This window comes from Erwinia sp. 198 (genome assembly GCF_003937915.1).
GTDB classification, from domain to species: Bacteria; Pseudomonadota; Gammaproteobacteria; order Enterobacterales; family Enterobacteriaceae; genus Erwinia; species Erwinia aeris.
Genome location: NZ_RHUM01000007.1, coordinates 100,455 through 123,565, shown reverse-complemented (window position 1 = coordinate 123,565; position 23,111 = coordinate 100,455). Strand labels below are relative to the sequence as shown.

The window sequence follows — 23,111 nt, the reverse complement described above, 5'->3', positions numbered from 1 at the left end:
TAGCCGCAAATAGCGTTGCAGAGTCAAATATGCATCTCCCTTTTCCATATAGATAATTATCATGGCGTTAATAAATATCAACCTACGAAAACTTTAAGCAGAAAGCCTTGTTATAAAGGCGCAATCGTCACCGTCATGGTACCGCTGTGATCTCCCGCGGTAGGCGCTTTGCCTGCCCGTGCCGGTACCACTTTAATGTTTTCGGCCGTACCGATATTTCTCTCCAGAGAGGCCCCTGTAGCAGATAGCATTATTTTTTCTCCCGTACCGTCATACAGGCAAAAACCTATTTCTTCACTCTCTGCGGCCAGACAGCCGCTACTACCTTTAACCGCCGTAAAAGACAGGGTGTATTTATCAGTTCCGGCACACATTGGGGTCACGCTGAAGTTTTTATCGTAGCCGGTAATTTCTTCACCGGTATTTTTGCCATCGAATGCCATTATCGGGATATCACCCAGATCAACAGGAGACGCAACAGACAATGAACAGACGGCCTTAATTGTTGCCTTTACTTCTATATTTCCTGCCGAGGCAGAACTGATAACGGTAAAGTATACAGCCGCCAGCGAAACTGCACCGGTCATCGATAAATAAATCCTGCTCTTTATTAGCATGAACATTTCCTTTTAATGAATAACCGCGTAATTTTACAAAGGGGAAATCATTATCATTACGGAAGCACTATGGTTTCCTACCGTGGGGGTGCCAATCCGTAGTGGAACAACTTTAATATTCACCTCATCTCCTTCCGCCGTTACCGTTCTGTTACCGGCCAGCATGATTTTATTTCCATTGCCCTCATAAAGGCAGAAACCCATATTCCCACTGGAAGCCGTGAGACAATTATAATTAACGCTGCCAGGCGTAAAGGTTATCGTAAATCTGTTTGTTCCCGAACAGGTGGTGGTGATGGCAAATGTCCGATCATAGCCAGAAATTTCTTGTCCTGCAGTTGCGCCTTCAAAAGCTGTCACAGGTATTTCACCCAAATCTAACGACGACGGCGCCGATAATGAACAGGCGGCCGTTACCGTTGCCGTTAAGTCTATCGTTGCCGTACTGGAGGCCCGTGCCGGTACTACGGCCAGCGCCACCATACCGGCCAGCGCACTGCCATAAATCTTGCTGTATAAAGACTGCATTGCTGTTTCTCCGTATCCCTAAATTAGCGGCACTCGGCCTCATACTGCACCAGCGCATCCCGTGCAGCTTCGTCTGTTATCTGCCAGGCCGCTTCACACTGACGATCCGCATCCGCCCCCCACTTAGCCTTTATTACCCCTTTTTTCTCCAGTCCGGAAAGGAACACCTGGCCTTCATCCCCTACAATACTGCTGTTATCTCCTGTACTGACCAGCGTGCCAAAAGGCAGCGGTTTCCCTTTATGCTTCAGGGTCATCAGCACGCGTAGTCCGCTACGGGCGATAAAATCCGCTCTGACTATTGCACCACGCGTCGGCACAACCTGGCTTACCGCGTTATCGATTTCCGTTCTGTCATCCAGCTTGCTGGTATCCAGCGCGATGCGGTTTTCTCGATAGCTGATGGCAAAAGGCCGTATCGTGTAGCCCCGCCAGTCTGTTTTCATGCCCGAACCGTTTTCCAGCAAAATGCCTGCCGCGCCAGGAGCAGCCACCAGCACGCTGGTATCGCCTAAGGGCTGGCTCAGCGTCAGGCCGTTTCGATGCAGTACCGCGCCACCTGCCACACCGTAGCTGTTTTGTCGGGTGCTGTTGCTATAGCTGTAGCCGAGGTTAGCGTTACCGTAAGTGCCCTGATAGCCAAGCGCGGCGCTACCGCTCTCACCGCCAGTACGGGAATGGCCCTGCATCACGTTCCAGTTCAGATTGCGCTGCTCCAGCAACGAGCCGCTCAGGCCTGCCTGTTGCAGGGTGCCGCCATGCTTATCCCGGCTGGCGCTTGCGGTGGCGTAAACCGATGGTTTGCCCGATGGCAGCCAGCGATCCAGCGGCAGGGAAAGCGCCATAAAGAGCGACTGGTCAGTGCGCTCCAGTCCGGCCGTGCGGCTCTGATTAACCGACAGGCTGTAGTTCACTCCTTTCAGAGAGCTGCTGAACCCGGCCTGCAGTGACTCGCTGACGCCGCGCCGGTTCCAGTATGTCTGGCGGCTTCCGGTCAGATAGAGCGATCCCCTGTCCCCGATGCGCTGCGAAATATTCGCCTGTAGCCGCTGGCGTTTGTTGTCATAAAGGTTGTAGTAATCCGTTATCGGCTGCATCACGCCTCTGCCGTCCGCATCTGCCTTATCAGGGTCAAAACGCCAGCCGCTCATGCCCTTCAGCGCCGTTTCATCCAGGGTATAAAACCCCTGTGTGGAGTAACGCCAGCCGGTGAGCTGAAAAGTTGTGCCGAAGTCATTCAGCGAGCGGCCATACAGAAAGCGTACCGACTGCCCCTCGTGCTGGCTGCTGTCCGTCAGCGTGCTGTTGGCATGGGTGACATCCGCAGAGATCGCTCCCCACCGTCCCATATTCATCCCGGCTCCCAGCGTACCTGCCCGATAGTTGTCCGCATACTGCAGGCCGCCATAGGTAGTTATTCCATGCGGCAAACCCCATATCAGCGTGGACTGGACAAACGATGGCTCTTCATAGCGTTCGCTGAGGCGGCGCAATTTACCTACGGTCACACCATATTTGAAACGCCCTTCGCGCAGCAGTAACGGTACGGAGGAGTAAGGCACCGTAAAAGTCTGCATACTGCCGTCCGCTTCGGTGACCCTGACCTCCAGATCGCCGCTGGCATACATCGGGAAAAGGTCATCAATCACAAAGTTTCCAGGCGCCACGTTTATCCGATAGACCTCATAGCCATTTTGCCGGATGCTGACGCTGGCATTGCTCATGGCACTGCCGCGGATTACCGGTGCAAATCCCCGCTGGCTGTCCGGATACATGCTGTCGTCCGTCATGATCCGTACGCCGCGAAAGCCTGTCGAGTCAAAAACTTCGCCGTCTGTGGTGGCATCGCCCAGCGTCAGGTAGCTACGCCACGGAATAATCGCCCTTTCCAGGTAAGCGCTGCCATGCTGCCAGCGTCGGTGGCGAGAACCGTGACTGTCAATTTCCGTCCAGGTGCGATCGTCACGCAGCCGCCAGGGGCCGATATTCAGACCGCTGTTCAGCCGTAAAAAATGGTGGCGGCTGTTGCCCTGCCTTCCCCGGCTTTCGCTTCCGCTAAAGTGATAATTCAGCAGCCCGGCATGGATGCCGTCGTCCCAAAGCTCTGGCGGAAGCCAACCGCGAGGACGGCTTTGCAAAGCGGCCTGGGGAATACTGATCTCCAGCCGCATTTTCTGAAAATCAAACCGGGTTTCGGCTTGTGGAATAAAGCGGGCGGGAGCCAGACAGGCTGGCTCTTCGTTCGTGTCGGCGTTTGGCAATACGTCAGGTTTTACGCCCAGTTCCAGTAAATCTTTGCGCGTCAGGCAGGCCATCAGGCCAGTATTGTCTTTACCGCTTTTCTCTCTGTCAGGAATAAAAGACAGGGTTCGGGTAGCGATTGGGCTGTTGTTCAGCCAGAGTTCAACCGGATATTGGCCTGGCTGCTGGCCGCCTTGCTCGAAATAGGCCAGGTCGGCAACCATTTGTTCATCGTCGGCAATCAGCGAGGGCGGAAACCAGAACTCATTCTGACTGGCCGAGGCGCAAAAGATGGCCAGTGCAACCGGAGCCACCATCAAAACGCGGCAGGTCAGGCAAAAAGCTTTACGTCCGTCTGTCACTACCATAATTATGCTTCCATACATATAATACTTTTACTGTATTACACCTTTCTGAGGTGGCGTAACGGCGCCATAGTCATTTATTGTGCTGAAGCTGATCTCCCCGTTTTTTCCTGCCGGCATCGCTAATGAATCGCTACTGAACGGCGCTACCATAATATCCTGGAGCTTTTGGCTACCCATTTTGATATCTGTCAGCGTGAGGTAATAGGGCGTTGGGTTATTAATCTCCAGCTTGTCCCCTGCCTTTTTAAAACGCAGCGCTGCCGGTGCGGCATCCGGGGCCAGTTTTAATCCCGTCGGGCGTACAAAAAGTTTTATTCGGGTAATGGTTGCCAGGATCAGCGTATTCTTTTCTTCCAGCGAGCTTCTATCTACCGAAGGGATAGCTTTAGTATTAAAAAAATAGAGGCTTTCACGGTCTGTTGGCAGGGCACTGCCGCTGTACATCAGGCGCAGAATATTTTCGTTTTTCGCTCTACTGGTGAATAAAGGTGGCGTTACGATAAAATCTTTTGTTTTATTTCCCTCTTTATCTTCCACCCATGACTGCACCAGATAAGCTGCCTTATCAGCAGTATTACGTACCGATACGCTGGTCTGCTTCGCCTCCTGCGAATAAATGATGCGGGTAGTATTAAGAGCAATACCGCCTGAAGCCAAAGCGCAGAGAGGAAGAACGCTTAACAGACAAAGAAGAGCCCCACACGCTTTTTGATAAAAAGCCGCTTTCATCATATTTACTCACTTTTTAAAAAGTGCCGGAATATCACCGGCACCAATAAAAATTACTGATAGGTGATCATAAAATTCGCTGTTGCGTTAGCGGCGCCTGGTGTTACGGTATCTGCCAAAGCGATATACTGAGCCTGGAAGATTAAGTTGTTATTACCCTGCATCAGGCTGGCTGCGGCAGAGGCCTCAGAACCATCTACCGCCAGCGCGGTACTGTTCTGCATGATCTGAATACCCACACCGCCTGCTCCGCCATCGACTGAAAGAGCCTTATTATTGCCCGCTGCCGTATTCCCGGAAAAGGTAATAGCAGCTTTGGAGTAGGTGTCTACGGCACAGCTATTAAGCCCAATATTAAACGTCCTGGTGGGCGTTACGTCGCCAGTAGAATTAAAATCATCCGCGCGATACTGACCAAGCTCAACAACATGACCATCGGCGCCGATATCTATAGCGCAGGGCGTGTTAACAATAGTGCCATTAAATTGAATCGTGCCACCGCTGACGGTAATGGGTGTCGGTGCCGACGGTACATCCTCATCGTTAGCAAAAGCGTTATGTGCAGTCAAAAGCGAAAGGGGTAACAAAGCAGCAACCAATTTTTTCTTCATCATGAAAGTTTTCTCCCGAATAATTATTAATAGTCAACATATACTGAAAATATGCCGTCGCTATTTTTATATCCTTTCTGTGACAAAATAAAAATAAGGAAAAATCGATCGATTGTGCTTTTTTAATCGTCATCACAAATTGAATTATTAATTTTTAATTGGCGCACCCGATCATTGCCTTAACAAATAATTAAAAAAACCTGGATTTAACAAGGCGTTACGGCCTGTTCCTTCTGAAGTATTACCTCAGGCGGAAAAATAAAAAAACAATACAACAACAAGCTAAAAACAATAATAATTTTTTCAAAAGAATTTTTCTGTTCACCGTTTAGCTGTCGTTTAGCGGGTCATGACAAATAATTACATTAATTTTTCATAAAATAAGGAAAGGGATAATTCCTTACTCTGCTTCCTGCCTGTTTCCGCGGGCTGTCCTGTTTCCATCCTTTTACCCACAGATAAATAAACATTTTACTTTTACGCATCTCCGGCTTGCCCGGCCGCTCATTTTTATAATCCTGTGCGCCGTCGTTGCACATTGCTTCAGACAGATGTGCTTTATTGGTGCCTTTGGCCGCACTAAAAAACCGCATTACGACACTGTCAGGATTTTCGCATCCAGCGGGTGTATTTTTATTGCCATATAAATTAATAAGATACGAATAAACGCCCGCTTATCCTCCCGTACCAATTCAATATTGGTTCGCTTTTTGCCTCTGTGATCTCCGGGGCTGGCCGTTCGATTACCGCTGCCGTCGCACTATTTCAGGGGCTGAAGAAGCGAACCAATCATGACTGATACAACAAATTCCGCCAGTTCCCATTCTGCGCTGGAAAAGCTGCGCCAGCTGATCCAGCAGCAGGAAGCCCAGCCCGCCAGCCCGCTACCAACTGAACGGGAGCTGGCTGAACGGTTTTGCGTGGGTCGCCGTGAGATCCGCCGGGCGCTGGACGTGCTGGAAGAAGAAGGCCGCATCTGGCGCAAGCAGGGCAAAGGCACGTTTGTCGGCCCGGCGGCGCCGGTTCAGCCGCTGGCGCTGCACGATTTACCGCAGCGCTCAAATCTGTTGGAAGTAATGGAGGCCCGTATTCAGCTGGAGCCGGGGCTGGCACGTCTGGCGGCCCTTCGGGCCAGCGGCGAGCAGGTTGCGCTGATGCAGCGGCTGATGGAGAGAATGCAGAGCATCGCCCCGAACGACAGCGATCGGCACGAGCTGTGGGACAGCGCGTTTCACCGGGCTATCGCCGAAGCCGCAGGCAATCGGCTGATGCTGGGGCTGTTCGACGCGGTCGACGCGGTTCGCCGGGATCCGGGCTGGCAACATCTGCGCGTGCTGGCACGAACGACGGAGCGGCTGCACAGCTACGACGACCATCATCAGCGGCTGGTGCAACATATTGCAAAGCGGCAGCCGCAGGAGGCCGCCACGGCCATGCGTGAACATTTACTGGCGCTGCAACAGGCGCTAATTGAAGCGCTCAGCGGCGATAAAGAGGAGCTGTCATGAAGGCCACAACGCCAGTGCTGGCTCTGCGTCAGCTCAACGTTCGTTTTAAAGGCAGTCCCGTCAGCGTACTGGACGATATCTCGCTTCAGGTCGAAGCTGGTGAAACGCTGGCGCTGGTCGGCGAGTCCGGCTGTGGTAAAAGCATCACCTCGCTGGCGCTGATGGGCCTGCTGCCTGACAGCGCAGAGATCGTTCGGGGCGAAATCGCTTTTCTCAATCGGCCGCTACAGACCCTGAACGCACGCGACTATGCCAATATACGCGGCAACGAGCTGGCGATGATTTTTCAGGAGCCGATGACCTCGCTAAATCCCGCTTTCACGCTGGGCGATCAGCTGAGCGAAGCCGTGCTGCGTCATCATGCGGTAAGCCGCCGCGAAGCGATGGCCGTGGCGCTGGCAATATTAGAAAAGGTGCAGATCCCGGCGGCGCAAATGCGGCTGAAAGCCTATCCACACCAGCTTTCCGGCGGGATGCGCCAGCGCGTGATGATCGCGATGGCGCTAATCAACCGGCCAAAACTGCTGATTGCCGACGAGCCGACCACCGCGCTGGACGTCACCATTCAGGCGCAGATCCTGGCGCTGCTTAACAGCTTGCAGAAGGAAACCGGCACGGCGGTGCTGATGATCACGCACGACCTGGCCGTGGTGGCGGAAGTGGCGCAGCGCGTGGCGGTGATGTATGCCGGACAGGTGGTCGAAACCGGCGACGTGGCGGAAATTTTCCGCGATCCGCAGCATCCCTACACGATTGGTCTGATGGGTTCCATTCCCGGTGCCGCTACCCGTACCACCACGCTGGCCACCATTCCTGGCACCGTGCCGCTGCCGGAACAGATGCCCCAGGGCTGCCGCTTCGCCACTCGCTGTCCGTTTGCCGAAACACGCTGCCACCAGCATAAACCTGCCCTGCAAGCTATCGGCGTTCGCCATCAGGTCGCCTGTTTTCGCGCCCCGCTGGAAGAGCACGTAACGTCTGGAGAATGCGCATGACCTTACCCATCCTTGAATGTAGAGATTTGACAAAAACCTTTCCTGGCCCGACGCGGCTGTTTAAGCGCAATCCCCACGTCACGGCGGTCGATCGCATTTCGTTGCAGGTGACGCCGGGCGAAACGCTGGCCATTGTCGGGGAATCCGGCAGTGGCAAATCAACGCTGGGTCGGCTGCTGCTGCGGCTGCTGGCGCCTTCTCAGGGGCAGGTTTTTTATCAGGGCGAAGAGATCACCAAAGCCAGCGGCGCACGTCTGAATCAGCTGCGTCGTGAACTACAGATTATTTTTCAGGATCCCTTCGCCTCGCTTAACCCCCGCATGACCGTGGAGCGTATCGTCGGCGAACCCTTATGGCTACATGAGTCGCTATCTGGCAGCCAACGGCAGGAAAAAGTCGCCGAACTGCTGCAAACGGTTGGCCTTCCCGCCGTCTGGGCCCGGCGCTATCCACATGAGTTTTCCGGCGGTCAGCGCCAGCGTATCGGTATTGCCCGCGCGCTGGCTTCCGGCCCGAAGCTGCTGCTGGGTGATGAGCCGGTTTCGGCGCTGGATGTGTCGGTACAGGCGCAGGTGGTCAACCTGCTGGAAAGCCTGAAGCAGCAGTTTGGCCTGACCATGATCGTGGTGGCGCACGGTCTGGGCGTGATCCGCCATATGAGCGATCGCGTCGCGGTGATGTATCTGGGGCAGATTGTCGAGCTGGCGACGGTAGAGGAAATTTTCGATGCGCCGCTGCATCCCTATACCCAGGCGCTGATCGCTTCGGCTCCCCGGCTGCAGCCGGGCCCCGCTCGCCAAATTCCCGTCCTGCAGGGCGACTTGCCCAATCCCGCCGCGCCGCCAAAGGGCTGTCGTTTTCATACCCGCTGTCCTTACGTCAGCGACGAATGCCGCGTGCTGGAACCGATTCAACAGGTGATTGCCGGTGGCCGCCAGGTAGCCTGCCACCGCTGGCAGGAGATCAACCGTGACCGCAGCGTAATTATGGTTACGCCGCCCTCAGACGCTTTTCTGCGCCGCCGCGCGCTATTCGATCGGGCGGTTAAAAACCGCGCTTTAACCTCTTTGGGAGAGATAACGCCATGAATCTACGCCATACTTCACTCGCCGCCCTTAGTAGCCTGCTGCTGCTGGGCAGTTTACCGGCGCAGGCGGAAAGCACGCTGCGTATCGGTCTGGGTGCCGATCCGGATATGCTCGACCCGCACCTTGCCCGCACCTACTATGGCCGCTTTGTCTTTGCCGCGCTCTGCGATCGTCTGGTAGATATTGATGAAAAGCTACGGGTGGTACCGGGCCTCGCGACCGACTGGAAATGGAGCGAGGACGGCAAAACATTAACCATGAATCTGCGCCAGGGCGTAACTTTTCAGGACGGCGAAAAGTTTGATGCGGCTGCGGTGAAATTTAATCTCGATCGTGCCATGACGCTGCCCGGCTCGCTGCGCAAAAGCGAGCTTTCTTCCGTTGAGTCGGTGGAGGTGGCTTCGCCTTCTCAGGTTATCCTGCATCTGAAAAATGCCGATGCGGCGCTGCTCAGCCAGCTAACCGATCGCGCTGGCGCAATGCTGGCGCCGAAAGCCGCCGTAAAGCCCGATTTTGCCATGCATCCGGTCTGTTCCGGCCCTTATCAGTTTGCCAGCCGGGTGCAGCAGGATCGCATCGTCCTGAAACGCTTTGACCACTACTGGAATAAGTCAGCCTATCATTTTGATAAAGTGGTTTTTTTGCCCATTCCCGATGCCTCGGTACGCCTGGCTAATCTGCGTTCCGGCGATCTCGATCTGACTGAAGGCATTGCCGCCAGCGATGTCAAAACCGTCACCGCCGACAGCCGCCTGAGCCTGGTCAAAGTCACCGGACTGGGCTATCAGGGCATCACGTTTAATATCGCTAATGGCAAAACCGCGCCGGATAGCCCGTTTGCAAAAGATGCCCGCGTGCGCGAGGCTTTTTCACTGGCTATCGATCGCGACGCGCTGAATCAGGTGGCGTTTGAAGGCCAGTACACGCTGGCTAATCAGGCTTTCTCCACCGTCAGCCCCTACCACGTCAAGCTGCCCGTTCCCGCGCGCGACGTGGAAAAAGCCAAAGCGCTGCTTGCCGCCGCCGGCGTAAAAACGCCGATCGACGTGACGCTGCTGGTAACGAACAATCCCACTTCGCAGCAGGTAGGCCAGGTGATCCAGGCAATGGTCAGCGAGGCGGGCTTTAACGTGCATCTGCAAATGAGCGAGTTTGCTACCTTGCTGGATCGCCAGCAGCGCGGCGACTTTCAGCTCAGCCTTTCCGGCTGGTCAGGCCGTCCCGATCCCGACGGCAGTATCTTTTCGTTTATCAGCAGTAAAGGCACGCTGAACGATGGTCGCTACGGCAATCCGCAGGTGGATGAGTGGCTGACCCAAGCCCGCCAGACCAACGATACGGCCGCACGACAGGCGCTGTATGACAAAGTGGTGCAGCAGTTGCAAAGCGATATGCCGATTGCCTACCTCTATTTTGAGCCGCGTATTTTTGGCATGACGAAAAAACTGCAGGGCTTTAAAGCCTGGCCGGATGGGCTGGTGCGCCTGGCTGGCGTAACGATGACGCCGTAAGGCGCAGGAGCGACCATGCTGGAACTGATTTGCAAACGCGTGCTGCTGGCTATCCCGACGCTGTTTCTGGTGAGCATAATGGTCTTCTCGCTGCAAAAGCTGCTGCCGGGCGATCCGATCCTCGCAATGGCGGGCGAAGAGCGCGATCCGGCGGTGATTGCGCAGCTAAGAGAGCATTATCACCTGAACGATCCGCTGCCTTCGCAGTACTTTTACTGGCTGGGTAACGCGCTGAAGGGCGATCTCGGCACGTCTATTCGTACTCAGGAACCGGTTATCGCATTGATTAGCAGCAAGCTGCCGGTGACGCTGGAACTGTCGCTGCTGGCGATGATGGTGGCGCTGCTGGTCGGCATCAGCATGGGGATAGTTGCGGCGGTGCGAAAAAACAGCTGGGTCGATCACACTACCAATTTCGTGGCGCTTTCCGGTATCTCCGTGCCACATTTCTGGCTGGGCATTCTGCTGATCCTGCTCTTTTCCGTGCATCTTCAGTGGCTGCCCGCTTCCGGCTACGTCAGCCTGAGCGAGAGCGTATCGCAAAATGTGAAAACGCTGCTGCTGCCCGCGCTGGTATTGGGAACGGGCCTGGCCGCGACGCTGATGCGCCACACGCGCGCCTCGATGATTGCCGTGCTGAAGGCGGATTATATCCGCACCGCCAGAGCCAAAGGGCTACTGCCGGGAAAGGTGATCCTGAAACACGCTTTCCGCAATGCGCTGGTACCGGTGATCACGCTGACCACCCTGTTGTTTGGCGAACTGCTGGGCGGCGCGGTGCTGACCGAACAGGTTTTTACCCTGCCCGGCTTCGGCAAGATGATCGTCGATGCGGTGTTTAACCGCGACTACGCCGTAGTGCAGGGCGTGGTGCTGGTCGTGGCTATCGGCTTTCTGCTGCTCAATCTGCTGGCCGATGTGCTTTACGTGCTGATTAACCCGAAAATGCGAGGCTGACCATGAGTGAAGTTCTGACGGCTGGCGGCGCGGCGGCCCTGCGCAGGCCCACTAACCGGGTGCTGAAAAAATTTCTCGGCAATAAAAGCGCGATGACTGGCGCGGTGATTGTGACGCTGTTTGTGGCCATGGCGCTTCTCGCGCCCTGGCTGGCTCCTTTCGATCCGATCAAAGCCGATTTTTTGGCCGTGCGCAAAGCACCTTCCGCTATGCACTGGCTCGGCACCGATGAACTGGGGCGCGATATTCTGTCGCGGATGATTTGGGGAGCGCGCACTTCGCTGCTGGCAGGCTGCATTTCAGTGGCGATTGCCATTCTGATCGGCGCCCCGCTGGGGCTGATTGCCGGTTATCGGCAGGGCATCTGGGACGGCGTTATTTCACGCTTTATCGAAGCGCTGCTGGCCTGTCCTTTTTTGATCCTGGCAATTGCACTGGGCGCTTTCCTCGGCCCCAGCCTGGGAAATGCGATGATTGCTATCGGCCTGTCGGCCATGCCCATCTTCGCCCGCCTGACGCGCGGCCAGGTGATTGCTATCCGTAACGAAGAGTATATCGACGGCGCGCGCGCTATCGGCCTGCCCGATCGCTGGATCGTGCTGCGCTATGTGCTGCCCAACGTGCTGTCGCCGATCCTGGTGCAGGCCACGCTGGCCGTCGCTTCCGCCATTATTACCGAGGCAAGCCTGTCGTTTCTGGGTCTGGGACAGCAGCCGCCTAATCCTTCCTGGGGCGCGATGCTCAACACTGCCAAAGGCTTTCTTGAACAGGCGCCGTGGATGTCGATTTTTCCCGGCCTTGCCATTTTCCTGATTGTGCAGGGCTTTAATCTACTGGGCGACGGACTGCGCGACGCGCTCGATCCGCGCAACGATTAACTTTAAGGAACCGCTATGAGTGGGATGAGTGATTTTAACGTGGGCTATCCGTCTTATCGCGTGCCGATGATGGGCCGCAACGCCGTCGCCGCCTCGCAGCCGCTGGCGGCGCAGGCCGGGATCAAAATGCTCCAGCTGGGCGGCAATGCGGTGGACGCCGCGATTGCAACGGCTATCGCCCTGACCGTGGTAGAGCCGACCGGCAACGGCATTGGCAGCGATGCCTTCGCCATCATTTGGGACGGCAACGCACTTCATGCGCTGAATGCTTCAGGCCGTGCGCCCGCCGCCTGGTCGCGCGAAACCTTCGCGCACTTGCAGGCGATGCCTGAGATTGGCTGGGATTCGGTAACCGTGCCGGGCGCGGTGTCCGCCTGGGTTGAACTGGCGGCGCGCTTTGGTACGCTGCCGTTAACCACGCTGGCCCAGCCGGCCATCGACTATGCGCGTAACGGCTTTCCGGTGTCGCCGCTGATAGGGCACCTGTGGGAACGCGGCTACCAGAAGCTGCGCGATCAGCCAGGCTTTAGCGCCTGCTTTGCGCCCGAAGGCCGTCCGCCGCGCGTCGGCGAGCTGTTTCGCAATCCTCGCCAGGCGGAAACCCTGGAAAAAATCGCCGCCACCAACGGCGAAGCTTTTTATCGTGGCGAGCTGGCGGAAAAAATAGCCGCTTTTGCCAAAGAGCACGGCGCGGCGCTGACGCTGGACGATTTGAGAAACCATCGCGCCGACTGGGTGACGATGCTTTCCCGCCCTTTTGCCGGCGGTTCGGTGCAGGAGCTGCCGCCAAACGGTCAGGGTATCGCCACGCTGATGGCGTTGGGCATCCTGGAACAGTGGGATATCGGCCGTTACGAGCCGGACTCCGCGCAGTGGCTGCATCTCTCTATTGAAGCGATGAAGCTGGCACTGGTCGATTTAGAACGTTATATCGCCGACGAAGAGCATATGGAGTTTCCTGCTGAACTGTTGCTGAGCGACGACTATCTGCGCGAACGCGCCGCACTGATCGATCCCCATCAGGCTGGCGATTTTACCTTTGGCGCGCCGAAGCAGAGCGGAACGGTTTACCTTTCTACCGCCGACGCCAGCGGCATGATGGTGTCGTTTATTCAGTCAAATTATATGGGCTTCGGCTCAGGCGTCGTGGTGCCCGATACCGGCATCAGCCTGCAAAATCGCGGCGCAGGCTTTGTGCTGGAGGAAACGCATCCCAACGTGGTGGCGGCCGGCAAGCGCGCCTTCCATACCATTATCCCCGCTTTCGCGCTTGACGGCGACGGCCAGCCGCTGATGTCGTTCGGCGTGATGGGCGGCCCGATGCAGGCGCAGGGGCATTTGCAAATGGCGCTGCGCATTATGCTGCATAAGCAGAATCCTCAGGCGGCCATTGACGCGCCGCGCTGGCGCGTGGTGGCGGGCCGGGAAGTGATTGTCGAACCGGCGTTAGATCGCAACATTATTGCCGCCCTACGAGCGATGGGCCATCACATCGTGGTGGAAGATCCGTTACAGACCTACAGCTTCGGCGGCGCACAGGCGATAGTTCGCGATCCGCAGGGATTCTGGATAGCCGCCACCGAAAGCCGCAAGGACGGCCAGGCGCTGGTATTTTAAGGCTTATATTCTGCCTTTAAGCAGCCACAGTTTCGGATTGCCCGTACTGTAACGGGCATGACTATCAGGTTGGCAAGCGCCAGATCGGCTTATATTCGGGCTATATCAGTGCCAGAAATGATCCGGCCATCCTGGTGACGGAACTGGCCGCCCTTTTTCGAAAGGCTGGTAGCTAAATGCGGAACAGCAAAAAGTCATGTAGATCACCTTTTTCAGAAAGCGGCCCGTTCCTGATCCCGCTTTTCACTTAAAATCTTCCTGGCGGCTATAATATGCCTCCCGAAGCTTTTTCAGACCACAAAATACTATGTTGCATATACGCCCGCTCCGGCAATTACCTGTCCGCCTCCTATAACCACACCAACACCATTAATAAAATATCCCCATACCCCGAGACTATTGGTCGGCTCTGCTGACACCACAACCCTGGCCTTTTTAATATTAAGAGAAAGGCTCTGTTCACTAATAAACGCTTTTTCCTGATGTAGATTATCCAGGAAGAACTTGCATTCTGGTTCAGTTAATCGATTTCAGCTGTTCTTCTATAAAATTGCCGCTCTCAAGATTAAAATTCTCGCGTAATATCAGGCTGTTGATATGCCGTATTCCAGCCTGTCTGGCTATGTTTCTGAGCGCATCCGCCTTACCCATTGCCTGTATGCGGTAAACTTTTTTAAAGCGATTCTTATCCAGATAGTTATCCATAACGATTCCTTGTTATCAATGCCAGAAATGTATACCACAGCGGTAATGCCAGGCATAAAGCTACGGCGCTTATCCGGAAGCTGAAAATTTGCTTTTGCATAAAACTGGTGTATTCCCGCTGCCGGGTGGGATTTCTGTGCATATGCCGTTTACAAATTAGCGGTTACAGTAAAGATCAACAAACCGGTACAGGAGGAATAACGCTGCCTGGCAGCGTTATATTTGGCATATGAGAGGCTGTACAGGATGCCGCTCAGGATGATTTTTTCGCGGACCAGCAACGTCCGGCGGCTCAGGCAGAAAAGAAGTAAACAGGCTATGGATTTATCCGGCTGGCGTAATCCTGGTCCAGCCTTGCTGGCGCGAACCCCTGTAAAATCTGCGAAAAAGACAGTCCGTCCTCTTTATGATGTCAGGCAAAATCAGGCGGGCCTTTCCTCAGGCAAGAAGGCGTAAACGCCAGGGCTACATAACCTGTGGAAAAGCGGCCGGACAGGCAGAAATCTGCGTCCTTTCCAACCGAAAATTAAATTTTCTTCACGTATAAGCAACCAATTTCCGTATCCTCGCCAGTCGAGTTGAACTATTCTTCAGAGGCGACACAGGTCGCCTTTTGCTTGTAGCATTTCTATTACAGGAGTTACTTCCGATGACGACAGGAACCATTCGCGGCTGGACGCGTCTGTTGGCGCCTTTTATGGCGCTGATGCTGATGTTTCAGCTAACGGGTTGTGGTGATAAAGAAGCGGATCAGCGCAAAGCCTTTATCGATTTTCTGCAAAATACGGCGATGCGCAGCGGCGAACATCTGCCCGCCCTCAGTGAAGATCAGAAACAGCGTGTCGGTAATTACGCCAGCGACTACGCTATTGTTTACGGCTTCTCCCAGCAGGTTAACCGTGCGATGGATAATGGCCTGAAGCCGGTGGTGGATGAGCTGTCGGCGATCCGCACGCCGCAGGACTACCTGACCCGTCGCGATCCTCTGCGTCAGGCCAGCGGTTCGCTGGAAGTGCTGGCACAGCAGATCCAGGCGGCGAAAACCCAGGCCGACAGCAGCAAAGCCGGGCTGAAACAGCCGGCGGAGCTGAAAACGGTTTATGACAACCTTTACAGCAAGGTTGTCACGCAGCCAGCCGATACGCTGCTGCCGCTGCTGCCTGCATTACAGAAGCTGAGCCAGGATGCGGTGCAGACGGGGGATTTCCTGCAGCAGCAGGGTTCGCAGGTGACCTTTAACGGTCAGACCGTGCAGTTCCCGACCCAGCAACAGGCGACCCAGTACAACACGCTGATGAGCAACATCTCCGCCAATGCGCATGCGCTTGGTCAGGCGCAAATCGCGCTCCAGGGCCAGTAATATTTTGCTGCGGGCCGTTTGCTGCAAACGGCCCGCCTCTTCTTGCGCTCAACAGCGGTTATCTGTCACGGACAATTTCCGCTCGGCAGCCCTCTTCAGACACGGATAATTTCCACGCAGCGGCCCTCTTCAGACACGGATAATTTCCACGCAGTGGCCCTCTTCAGACACAGATAATTTCCACTCAGCGGCCCTTTTCAGACACAGATAATTCCTGCTTATCAGCCACAGGCAGTGTTAGCGGTTGCCCGACGGCTGCAAATAAATTGTGAACCACATCACGTATCAGGCATAAATCCAGGAAAACAAAGCGTGATATCAATCACATAACAGCCCCCGACAAGCCCATTTAATAAACAGCAGCAGCCTGTTTTTTGTTCTTTATGTGATCTCTTTCACGTAAATACCCCCTGTTCACCGCGCTATGTGGTGATGAAGATCACACTTTATTCAGTGGCTACGCAGCGCTGCGGACGCGTGCTAGAGTCCGCCTGCACAGGGCAACGTTTTAAACAAAAATCAGCGCGCTCTCTTGTCGGCGCGTACCAATAAGGGGTGTGCTTGTATGTCCTCATCAGATATCAAGATTAAAGTGCAGAACTTTGGTCGCTTTCTGAGCAACATGGTAATGCCAAACATCGGCGCCTTTATCGCCTGGGGTATTATCACGGCGCTGTTCATTCCAACCGGCTGGCTGCCAAACGAAACCATGGCCAAGCTGGTTGGCCCAATGATCACTTATCTGCTGCCGCTGCTGATTGGCTACACGGGCGGACGCCTGGTGGGCGGCGATCGCGGCGGCGTAGTGGGTGCCATCACGACCATGGGCGTGATCGTCGGCGCGGATATGCCGATGTTCCTCGGCTCCATGATTGCCGGGCCGCTGGGCGGCTGGGCGATCAAAAAGTTCGACCGCATCGTTGACGGCAAAATCAAAAGCGGCTTCGAGATGCTGGTCAACAACTTCTCTGCCGGTATTATCGGGATGCTGCTGGCGATCCTGGCCTTCCTGGCTATCGGCCCGCTGGTGCAGGGCCTGTCGCATATTCTCGCCGCTGGCGTGAATCTGATGGTGCAGAATAACCTGCTGCCGCTGACCTCTATCTTTGTTGAACCAGCGAAAATCCTGTTCCTGAACAATGCTATCAACCACGGCATCTTCTCGCCGCTGGGCATTCAGCAGGCCAGCGAAGCCGGCAAGTCTATCTTCTTCCTGATTGAGGCTAACCCAGGCCCCGGCATGGGCGTGCTGATGGCCTATATGTTCTTCGGTCGCGGCAATGCTAAACAGTCCGCTGGCGGCGCGGCTATCATCCACTTCCTCGGCGGTATTCACGAAATCTACTTCCCTTATGTGCTGATGAATCCGCGCCTGATAATCGCCGTAATCCTGGGCGGCATGACCGGCGTCTTTACGCTGACGCTGCTGAACGGCGGCCTGGTATCTCCGGCCTCGCCGGGTTCTATCCTGGCGGTGCTGGCGATGACGCCAAAAGGCGCGTACTTCGCGAATATTGCTGCGATCGTAGCGGCTTTTGCCGTCTCTTTCGTGGTTTCCGCTATCCTGCTGAAAACCAGTAAGGTGAAGGAAGAGGACGATATTGAAGCAGCAGCGCGTCGCGTCACTGAAATGAAGGCGCAGTCCAAAGGCCAGACCGTGTCAACCGCCACGGTCACCGATGCCATGAACGGCGACCTGAGCCACGTGCGTAAAATCATTGTTGCCTGCGATGCCGGTATGGGCTCCAGCGCCATGGGCGCAGGCGTGCTGCGTAAAAAGGTCAACGATGCCGGACTGAGCAATATTTCCGTAACCAATACCGCTATCAACAACCTGCCGGGCGATGTGGATCTGGTGATTACCCACCGCGATCTGACCGAGCGCGCGATACGTCAGGCGCCGCATGCGCAGCATATCTCGCTGACCAACTTCCTGGACAGCGGCCTGTATACCGACCTGACTTCGCGTCTGGTACAGGCAAACCGCAGCGAAGGCCACCGTGAAAAAGTGACCGCCGCGCTGAGTGACAGCTACGACGACGGCCAGCAGCATCTGTTCAAATTGGGTGCAGGCAACATCTTCCTTGGCAATCACGCTACCGATAAAGAGCAGGCGATCCGCTTTGCGGGCGAGCAGCTGGTGAAAGGCGGCTACGTGGAGCCGGAATATGTCAATGCGATGCTGGATCGCGAGAAGCTCACGCCAACCTATCTGGGCGAATCCATCGCCGTGCCGCACGGCACCATCGAAGCGAAAGATCGCGTACTGAAAACGGGCATCGTGTTCTGCCAGTACCCGCAGGGCGTGCGCTTCGGCGAAGATGAAGAGGATATCGCCAGGCTGGTTATCGGCATCGCGGCCCGTAATAATGAGCATATTCAGGTCATTACCAGTCTGACCAACGCTCTGGACGATGACAGCGTCATCGCCCGCCTGGCGACGACCGATGACGTGCAGGAAGTGCTGGATCTGCTGTCAGGCAAGCCGTCAGCGTAAGCGCACCGAATATTACCCCAGGGCCGGGCATGCCCGGCTCTTTTTCGGGTCGGGGCTGTCCGGCCTTTCATTAATATGGGAAAAATTATGAAAGCTCTTCATTTTGGCGCCGGTAATATCGGTCGTGGTTTTATCGGCAAGCTGCTGGCGGACGCGGGCGTACAGCTCACTTTTGCCGACGTTAACCAGGTGGTGCTGGATGCGCTGAATGCCCGTCACGAATACCCGGTGCACGTGGTAGGCGAGCAGGCGCAGGTGGAAATCGTTAAGGGCGTCAACGCGGTCAACAGCGCCAGCGACGAGATTATTCCGCTGATTGCGGAAGTGGATCTGCTGACCACGGCGGTCGGCCCGCAAATTCTGGAACGCATCGCGGGCGGCATCGCCAAAGGGCTGGTGCAGCGTCATGAAAGCGGCAACGCGCGCCCGCTGAATATTATCGCCTGTGAAAATATGGTGCGCGGCACCAGCCAGCTGAAAGACCACGTGCTGAAAGCGCTGCCGGAACAGCATCACGCCTGGGTGGAAGCGAACGTCGGCTTTGTCGACTCGGCCGTGGATCGTATCGTCCCGCCGTCCGCCGCCGGCACCAGCGATCCGCTGGAAGTCACGGTAGAAACCTTCAGCGAGTGGATCGTCGATAAAACCCAGTTTAAGGGCGAGCCACCCGCCATTGCAGGCATGGAGCTGACCGATAACCTGATGGCGTTTGTCGAGCGTAAGCTTTTCACGCTGAATACCGGCCATGCGATTACCGCCTATCTGGGCCAGCTGGCAGGCCACGGAACCATTCGCGACGCTATTCTGGACGAGAAAGTGCGCGCCATCGTTCAGGGCGCAATGGAAGAGAGCGGCGCGGTGCTGATCAAGCGCTACGGCTTTGAAGCGGCAAAACATGCCGCCTATATCCAGAAAATTTTAGGCCGTTTCGAGAACCCTTATTTGCAGGATGACGTGGAGCGCGTGGGACGTCAGCCGCTGCGCAAGCTGAGCGCGGGCGATCGCCTGATCAAGCCGACGCTGGGCACGCTGGAGTATCAGCTGCCGCACGACAATCTGGTGAAAGGCATCGCCGCCGCCCTGCACTACCGCAGCGAGCAGGATCCGCAGGCGCAGGAGCTGGCCGGGCTGATTAACCGTCAGGGCGTACAGGCCACGCTGGCGCAGGTTTCCGGCCTGGAGGCCGAAAGCGAAGTGGTGAAGGCAGCGGTCGCAGCCTGGAACGAGATGGCGTAACGGCAAGCCGGGTCAGTATGCGGCCCGGCTTTTCCCGCCGCGTTGAGTACGGTTTTACGGATAAAATGATGCAGGCTCTGATGGAAAAACCCCAGGCTTTTGAAAATCGGGTGCTGGAACGCCTGAACGCCGGCCGCACGGTCAAAAGCTTTTTCGCGGCGGCCGTCGAGCTGCTGGGCGAAGCGATCGATCTGTTGGTGGTGCAGGTGTTCCGCAAGGATGACTATGCCGTAAAGTACGCGGTAGAGCCGCTGCTGTTGGGCAACGGCCCGCTGGGCGAGCTGTCGGTTCGGCTGAAGCTGGTGTATGGTCTGGGCGTGATCGGCCGACATGAGTATGAAGATGCCGAGCTGCTGCTGGCGCTGCGTGAGGCGCTGAACGACGAGGGCACCGATTACCGCTTTACCGACGACGAGCTGCTTGGCCCGGTTGGCGAGCTGCACTGCGTTGACGCGCTGCCACCCCGCCCCGATTTCAGCAGCGCCGATGCCGAACTGCGCGCCATGCTGCAACAGCGCTACCAGCAGATGGTACGCTCGACGCTGGTGCTGTCACTGACGGCGCTGATTTCCCCTATCGGCACCCGTCAGGCTTTCAAAAAGTAGCCGGCGCTTCCTGCTCTTCCCTGCGCTTTCGTGTATCCTTGCCCCATGATCCACTCTACGGTTAATGACAATGAAAGAACAAATCCAGGCAGAAATTAAAACGCTCAGCGACAAGCTGGATGCCCTGACGCGTAAGGAGCCGCTGCTGCTGGAAGCCGGCGATGCGGAAAAACTCGGCGAGCTGCTGAAAGAAAAAGAGAAGCTGGTTATCGAACTGGAACGCCTGCGCGGCGTACGCGAAGAGAAGCTGAGCAAAGAGGCGCAAAAGCTGAAACAGCTGCCCTTTAACCGTGCCATCACCAAAAAAGAGCAGGCCAATATGGGCGCGCTGAAGAAAAGCGTACGCGGCCTGATCGTGGTGCACCCGATGACCGCGCTGGGTCGCGAAATGGGACTGACCGAGGTAACAGGCTTCGCGAAAGCCGCTTTTTAATCCTCAGACGGGCGCCTGCCGCGCCCGTTTTCTTAAAACTGCCAGTTAACGCCAGCCGTCGCGCTCCACGGCGATTCAATATGACGTCCCTGCATATAACCTGCGCTGGCGTGTAGCGAAAGCGTCGATGAGAGTGCCGCCCTCACTCCTGCCTGATAAACGCCCCGGCTGCCGCTTAACTCGTTGTTGAAAGTCTCGCCGTTTATCCTGACGCGATTTTTAGTCACCGTTTCCCTTTCCAGGCCGACGCTGGCCCAGGGATACAGCAGCGTTTCCCTGATTTGTATCTCATACTCCGTTCTGACGCCGACAGCGGCAATCAGCGAGCGTTGCGGCCCTGTGTGCGCTACCATGCCGTTGCTCAGCGTCAAATCGCTGCTTTTTCCCGTAAAGCCAATCACGCCAATCCACGGCGTGACTTTCCCCGCGCCGGCCTGAAAGTCGTGGCCCGCCTTAACGCTGACGCCGACGCCGTTGGTGCTAAAATTGCCGTCGGCCGCGCCGCCGCTGGTCATGCGGGCGCGCACCTCGTGCATAAAGTGGTTGAGTTTGAGAACGCCATTCAGCCAGTCACCGGCATCATGCTGCCAGCTGCCGTAAAACCCGCCGGACCAGCTGTCGATATCCGCCTTGCCAATCCCTTTGCCGCGAAAACGCATATCGCTGTGGCCATAGCTAAAGAATATGCCCTGCCACGCCGCGCTTTCCATTCCCTGCTGCGCCCGATCGATGCCGATAGTCAACGAGCTGAGGCTGAGCCGATAATCCGCGCCCGCCCGGTTACTGACGTTCAGCCGACCGTTATATGCCGTGCCCCAGACGTTGTGGTCATGTTCAGGCGAGTCAGTATTGGTAAGGCGCTCGCTGAGCGTTTCCAGCTCCTGTCGAAATATCAGCGGATCGACGGTGGCCACAGACAGGACTGCCGCTGCGGCAGGCGTAATGGAATAGTCAGCGGACGGCGACGGTTCTGCGGCCACATCCTCTTTTGCCTCATCCTCCGGGGGCGTTCCGCCCTGCTCCTCCGGTAAAACGTCTGCCTGATTATCCGGCGTGACTTCGTCCTCCGTCGTCGCGTCCGGCTGCGCATCCTCCGTCGGGGAGGATTGTTCCGTCTCCTCGTCCGTAGCTGGATCTTCTTCGGCCTCCGCTTTTTGCGGCGTCAGCGACCAGCCGCCCTGCCCGTCGGCGACCAGATAATATTGATAGGTGCCCAGATCCACCACCCTGCCGCTGTTCGCCAGCGCAAAAGTCGCGTCGCCATCGCCAATCTGGATAACCTGAAGGCTGTTGCTGTGGGTTGGGCTGACGCCGTTGTCGGTCACGTAAACCGCAAAGTCGCCGGTCGCCCGGCCCGTCACCGTCAAAAAATCGCCCTGCAAGGCGGAAATTTTCGTGTCCATCAGAAACGTGCCGTTGCCGGACAGCGTTTTCAGGGTCAGCGTGGAATAGCCTTTGGGATCGTAAACAACCGTGCCGCCCGTCAGCGTGACGTCGCCCAGGGCAAAATAATACTCGCCGCTGAAGGCAGCGTTACTGGAAAGGTAGATGGAGCCGGATGCGTAATAGCTCGCCTTATCCGTATCGGCGCCGGTAACGATAATAAGGCGTCCTTCGTCATTGACCGTTATATCTCCCTGCAATGAGGACAAAACTTCAGGGTTAATATTATTAGGCGTAACAATCAGCGAGCCATTTATGGTGGCATTAGTAATAGTACCGGAATTTAGATTGCCATATCCATAGCTGTTTATTGTTAAACTTTCCGAACGGGCCTGCATCGTGCCGCCCAAAAAATACGTTCCGCCATTGATGGTGGTATTGATATCACTACCGTTAACATTGACGAAATAGCCGCTGTTTAGCGTTGTATTTAGCGTTTCCCCGGTCTCCATCCAGAAACGACCGGTATTAACAGTCGTGTTTTTCATCACCGAACTGGCGCCCTGCAGATAAATATAGTCAAGCTTACCGACATTAATCGTCCAGCTCTCCGTCTGCACATAATTATCAATAACCACAAGGGCAGCGTTTTCAATCAGCGCGTTATTTGACAAGGCGTAGCTGGTCGTCTGGCCTGCCAGCAAAAAGGTTCCGCCCGATTTGACCGTGGTTGCGTTATCCGTGCCGCCGTTGTTTCGTAGTGTTCCACCGCTGTTCACCACGGAATTGTTGGTGACGCCGCCAGCATTGATTATCTGCACACCTCCGGCATCGATAACCATATTCGTAGCGGTGCCGTACACCTGCTGTATGCCTTCGCCGCGTGCGCTGGCGATGCGCTCATCGCTCACCAGCGAGCCAGCGGCGACGTTTTCCGTAAACGCCACGGATACCTCAGGAAGCAGCAAAGGGATGAACGAAGCCGCGACACCTGATAATATCGATTTTGTCGTTTTCATGATTGCTCATTTTCCATCAGAAAATAAAATGAATGAAACGACGCGCGGTATGTGTTGACGCACATACCGCTTCCCGCCCGTTTGCTACCGGCCAGAATGTTTCATTCGATCGTTTTAACGCTACAAATCAAAAGTAAATATTATTCATAAAACCCTATCCTGATATAAAAGAAAGACAGCTTCCTGATCTGGACGATATAACCACCCTCAAACAAAACAAAATAA

Annotated in this window: 20 protein-coding genes; 12 read left to right on the top strand and 8 right to left on the bottom strand. The window is 55.8% G+C overall.

What is annotated here, in order from left to right:
* Positions 1 to 110: 110 nt before the first annotated feature.
* From EGK14_RS11575 to EGK14_RS11555, 5 genes are read right to left on the bottom strand one after another with little or no spacing between them, the layout of a single operon-like run.
* A complete protein-coding gene (locus EGK14_RS11575) occupies positions 111 to 617 on the bottom strand; it encodes a fimbrial protein (protein ID WP_158616044.1) in 507 nt (168 codons plus the stop codon).
* A 33-nt stretch (positions 618 to 650) separates the two neighbouring features.
* Entirely contained in the window at positions 651 to 1,145 is a 495-nt protein-coding gene (locus EGK14_RS11570; protein ID WP_125289250.1) for a spore coat protein U domain-containing protein, read from the bottom strand.
* 23 nt (positions 1,146 to 1,168) lie between these two features.
* Positions 1,169 to 3,754, bottom strand: coding sequence for a fimbrial biogenesis usher protein (locus EGK14_RS11565; protein WP_233598481.1), 2,586 nt, complete (start codon positions 3,752 to 3,754; stop codon positions 1,169 to 1,171).
* Positions 3,755 to 3,781: 27 nt separating this feature from the next.
* The gene (locus EGK14_RS11560) at positions 3,782 to 4,486 is read right to left on the bottom strand and encodes a fimbria/pilus periplasmic chaperone (protein WP_125289248.1); all 705 of its coding nucleotides are present in this window, start codon (positions 4,484 to 4,486) and stop codon (positions 3,782 to 3,784) included.
* Positions 4,487 to 4,536: 50 nt separating this feature from the next.
* Positions 4,537 to 5,097 carry a fimbrial protein gene (locus tag EGK14_RS11555; protein ID WP_233598480.1) on the bottom strand — a complete coding sequence of 187 codons (561 nt, stop codon included), beginning with the start codon at positions 5,095 to 5,097 and terminating at the stop codon, positions 4,537 to 4,539.
* 788 nt (positions 5,098 to 5,885) lie between these two features.
* Here EGK14_RS11555 and EGK14_RS11550 point away from each other — a divergent pair.
* The 7 genes from EGK14_RS11550 to EGK14_RS11520 are packed head-to-tail and all read left to right on the top strand — an operon-like array spanning position 5,886 to position 13,648.
* Positions 5,886 to 6,602, top strand: coding sequence for a FadR/GntR family transcriptional regulator (locus EGK14_RS11550; RefSeq protein WP_125289247.1), 717 nt, complete (start codon positions 5,886 to 5,888; stop codon positions 6,600 to 6,602).
* Positions 6,599 to 7,597 carry an ABC transporter ATP-binding protein gene (locus EGK14_RS11545; protein ID WP_125289246.1) on the top strand — a complete coding sequence of 333 codons (999 nt, stop codon included), beginning with the start codon at positions 6,599 to 6,601 and terminating at the stop codon, positions 7,595 to 7,597. Before EGK14_RS11550 ends, EGK14_RS11545 begins: the two co-directional genes overlap by 4 nt.
* Complete coding sequence (locus EGK14_RS11540) at positions 7,594 to 8,685, top strand: ABC transporter ATP-binding protein (RefSeq protein WP_125289245.1); 1,092 nt, start codon at positions 7,594 to 7,596, stop codon at positions 8,683 to 8,685. Before EGK14_RS11545 ends, EGK14_RS11540 begins: the two co-directional genes overlap by 4 nt.
* Positions 8,682 to 10,196, top strand: coding sequence for an ABC transporter substrate-binding protein (locus EGK14_RS11535; RefSeq protein WP_125289244.1), 1,515 nt, complete (start codon positions 8,682 to 8,684; stop codon positions 10,194 to 10,196). Before EGK14_RS11540 ends, EGK14_RS11535 begins: the two co-directional genes overlap by 4 nt.
* A 15-nt stretch (positions 10,197 to 10,211) precedes the next feature.
* On the top strand, positions 10,212 to 11,153 hold the full coding sequence (locus tag EGK14_RS11530) for an ABC transporter permease (RefSeq protein ID WP_125289243.1): 942 nt from the start codon (positions 10,212 to 10,214) through the stop codon (positions 11,151 to 11,153).
* Positions 11,154 to 11,155: 2 nt separating this feature from the next.
* The gene (locus EGK14_RS11525) at positions 11,156 to 12,031 is read left to right on the top strand and encodes an ABC transporter permease (RefSeq protein WP_125289242.1); all 876 of its coding nucleotides are present in this window, start codon (positions 11,156 to 11,158) and stop codon (positions 12,029 to 12,031) included.
* Positions 12,032 to 12,046: 15 nt separating this feature from the next.
* Positions 12,047 to 13,648, top strand: coding sequence for a gamma-glutamyltransferase family protein (locus EGK14_RS11520; RefSeq protein WP_125289241.1), 1,602 nt, complete (start codon positions 12,047 to 12,049; stop codon positions 13,646 to 13,648).
* Between the two features lie 305 nt (positions 13,649 to 13,953).
* Here the strand turns inward: EGK14_RS11520 and EGK14_RS21850 are convergent, their stop codons facing one another.
* Positions 13,954 to 14,145 (bottom strand): DUF4225 domain-containing protein, encoded by a 192-nt coding sequence (locus EGK14_RS21850; protein WP_125289371.1) that lies wholly within the window; start codon positions 14,143 to 14,145, stop codon positions 13,954 to 13,956.
* A 19-nt stretch (positions 14,146 to 14,164) separates the two neighbouring features.
* Positions 14,165 to 14,353: a hypothetical protein gene (locus EGK14_RS11510; RefSeq protein ID WP_125289240.1), complete on the bottom strand. Its 189-nt coding sequence runs from the start codon at positions 14,351 to 14,353 to the stop codon at positions 14,165 to 14,167.
* 649 nt (positions 14,354 to 15,002) lie between these two features.
* Here EGK14_RS11510 and EGK14_RS11505 point away from each other — a divergent pair.
* From EGK14_RS11505 to EGK14_RS11485, 5 genes are all read left to right on the top strand, one after another.
* Entirely contained in the window at positions 15,003 to 15,713 is a 711-nt protein-coding gene (locus EGK14_RS11505; RefSeq protein ID WP_125289239.1) for a DUF3053 domain-containing protein, read from the top strand.
* Positions 15,714 to 16,278: 565 nt separating this feature from the next.
* On the top strand, positions 16,279 to 18,210 hold the full coding sequence (locus EGK14_RS11500) for a PTS mannitol transporter subunit IICBA (protein ID WP_125289238.1): 1,932 nt from the start codon (positions 16,279 to 16,281) through the stop codon (positions 18,208 to 18,210).
* Between the two features lie 87 nt (positions 18,211 to 18,297).
* A complete protein-coding gene (gene mtlD / locus EGK14_RS11495) occupies positions 18,298 to 19,446 on the top strand; it encodes a mannitol-1-phosphate 5-dehydrogenase (protein ID WP_125289237.1) in 1,149 nt (382 codons plus the stop codon).
* Positions 19,447 to 19,463: 17 nt separating this feature from the next.
* Positions 19,464 to 20,051, top strand: coding sequence for an MltR family transcriptional regulator (locus EGK14_RS11490; protein ID WP_125289236.1), 588 nt, complete (start codon positions 19,464 to 19,466; stop codon positions 20,049 to 20,051).
* 70 nt (positions 20,052 to 20,121) lie between these two features.
* A complete protein-coding gene (locus tag EGK14_RS11485) occupies positions 20,122 to 20,484 on the top strand; it encodes a YibL family ribosome-associated protein (protein WP_125289235.1) in 363 nt (120 codons plus the stop codon).
* Between the two features lie 32 nt (positions 20,485 to 20,516).
* Here EGK14_RS11485 and EGK14_RS11480 read toward each other — a convergent pair whose 3' ends face one another.
* Positions 20,517 to 22,886, bottom strand: coding sequence for an autotransporter outer membrane beta-barrel domain-containing protein (locus tag EGK14_RS11480; RefSeq protein WP_125289234.1), 2,370 nt, complete (start codon positions 22,884 to 22,886; stop codon positions 20,517 to 20,519).
* Positions 22,887 to 23,111 lie beyond the last annotated feature (225 nt).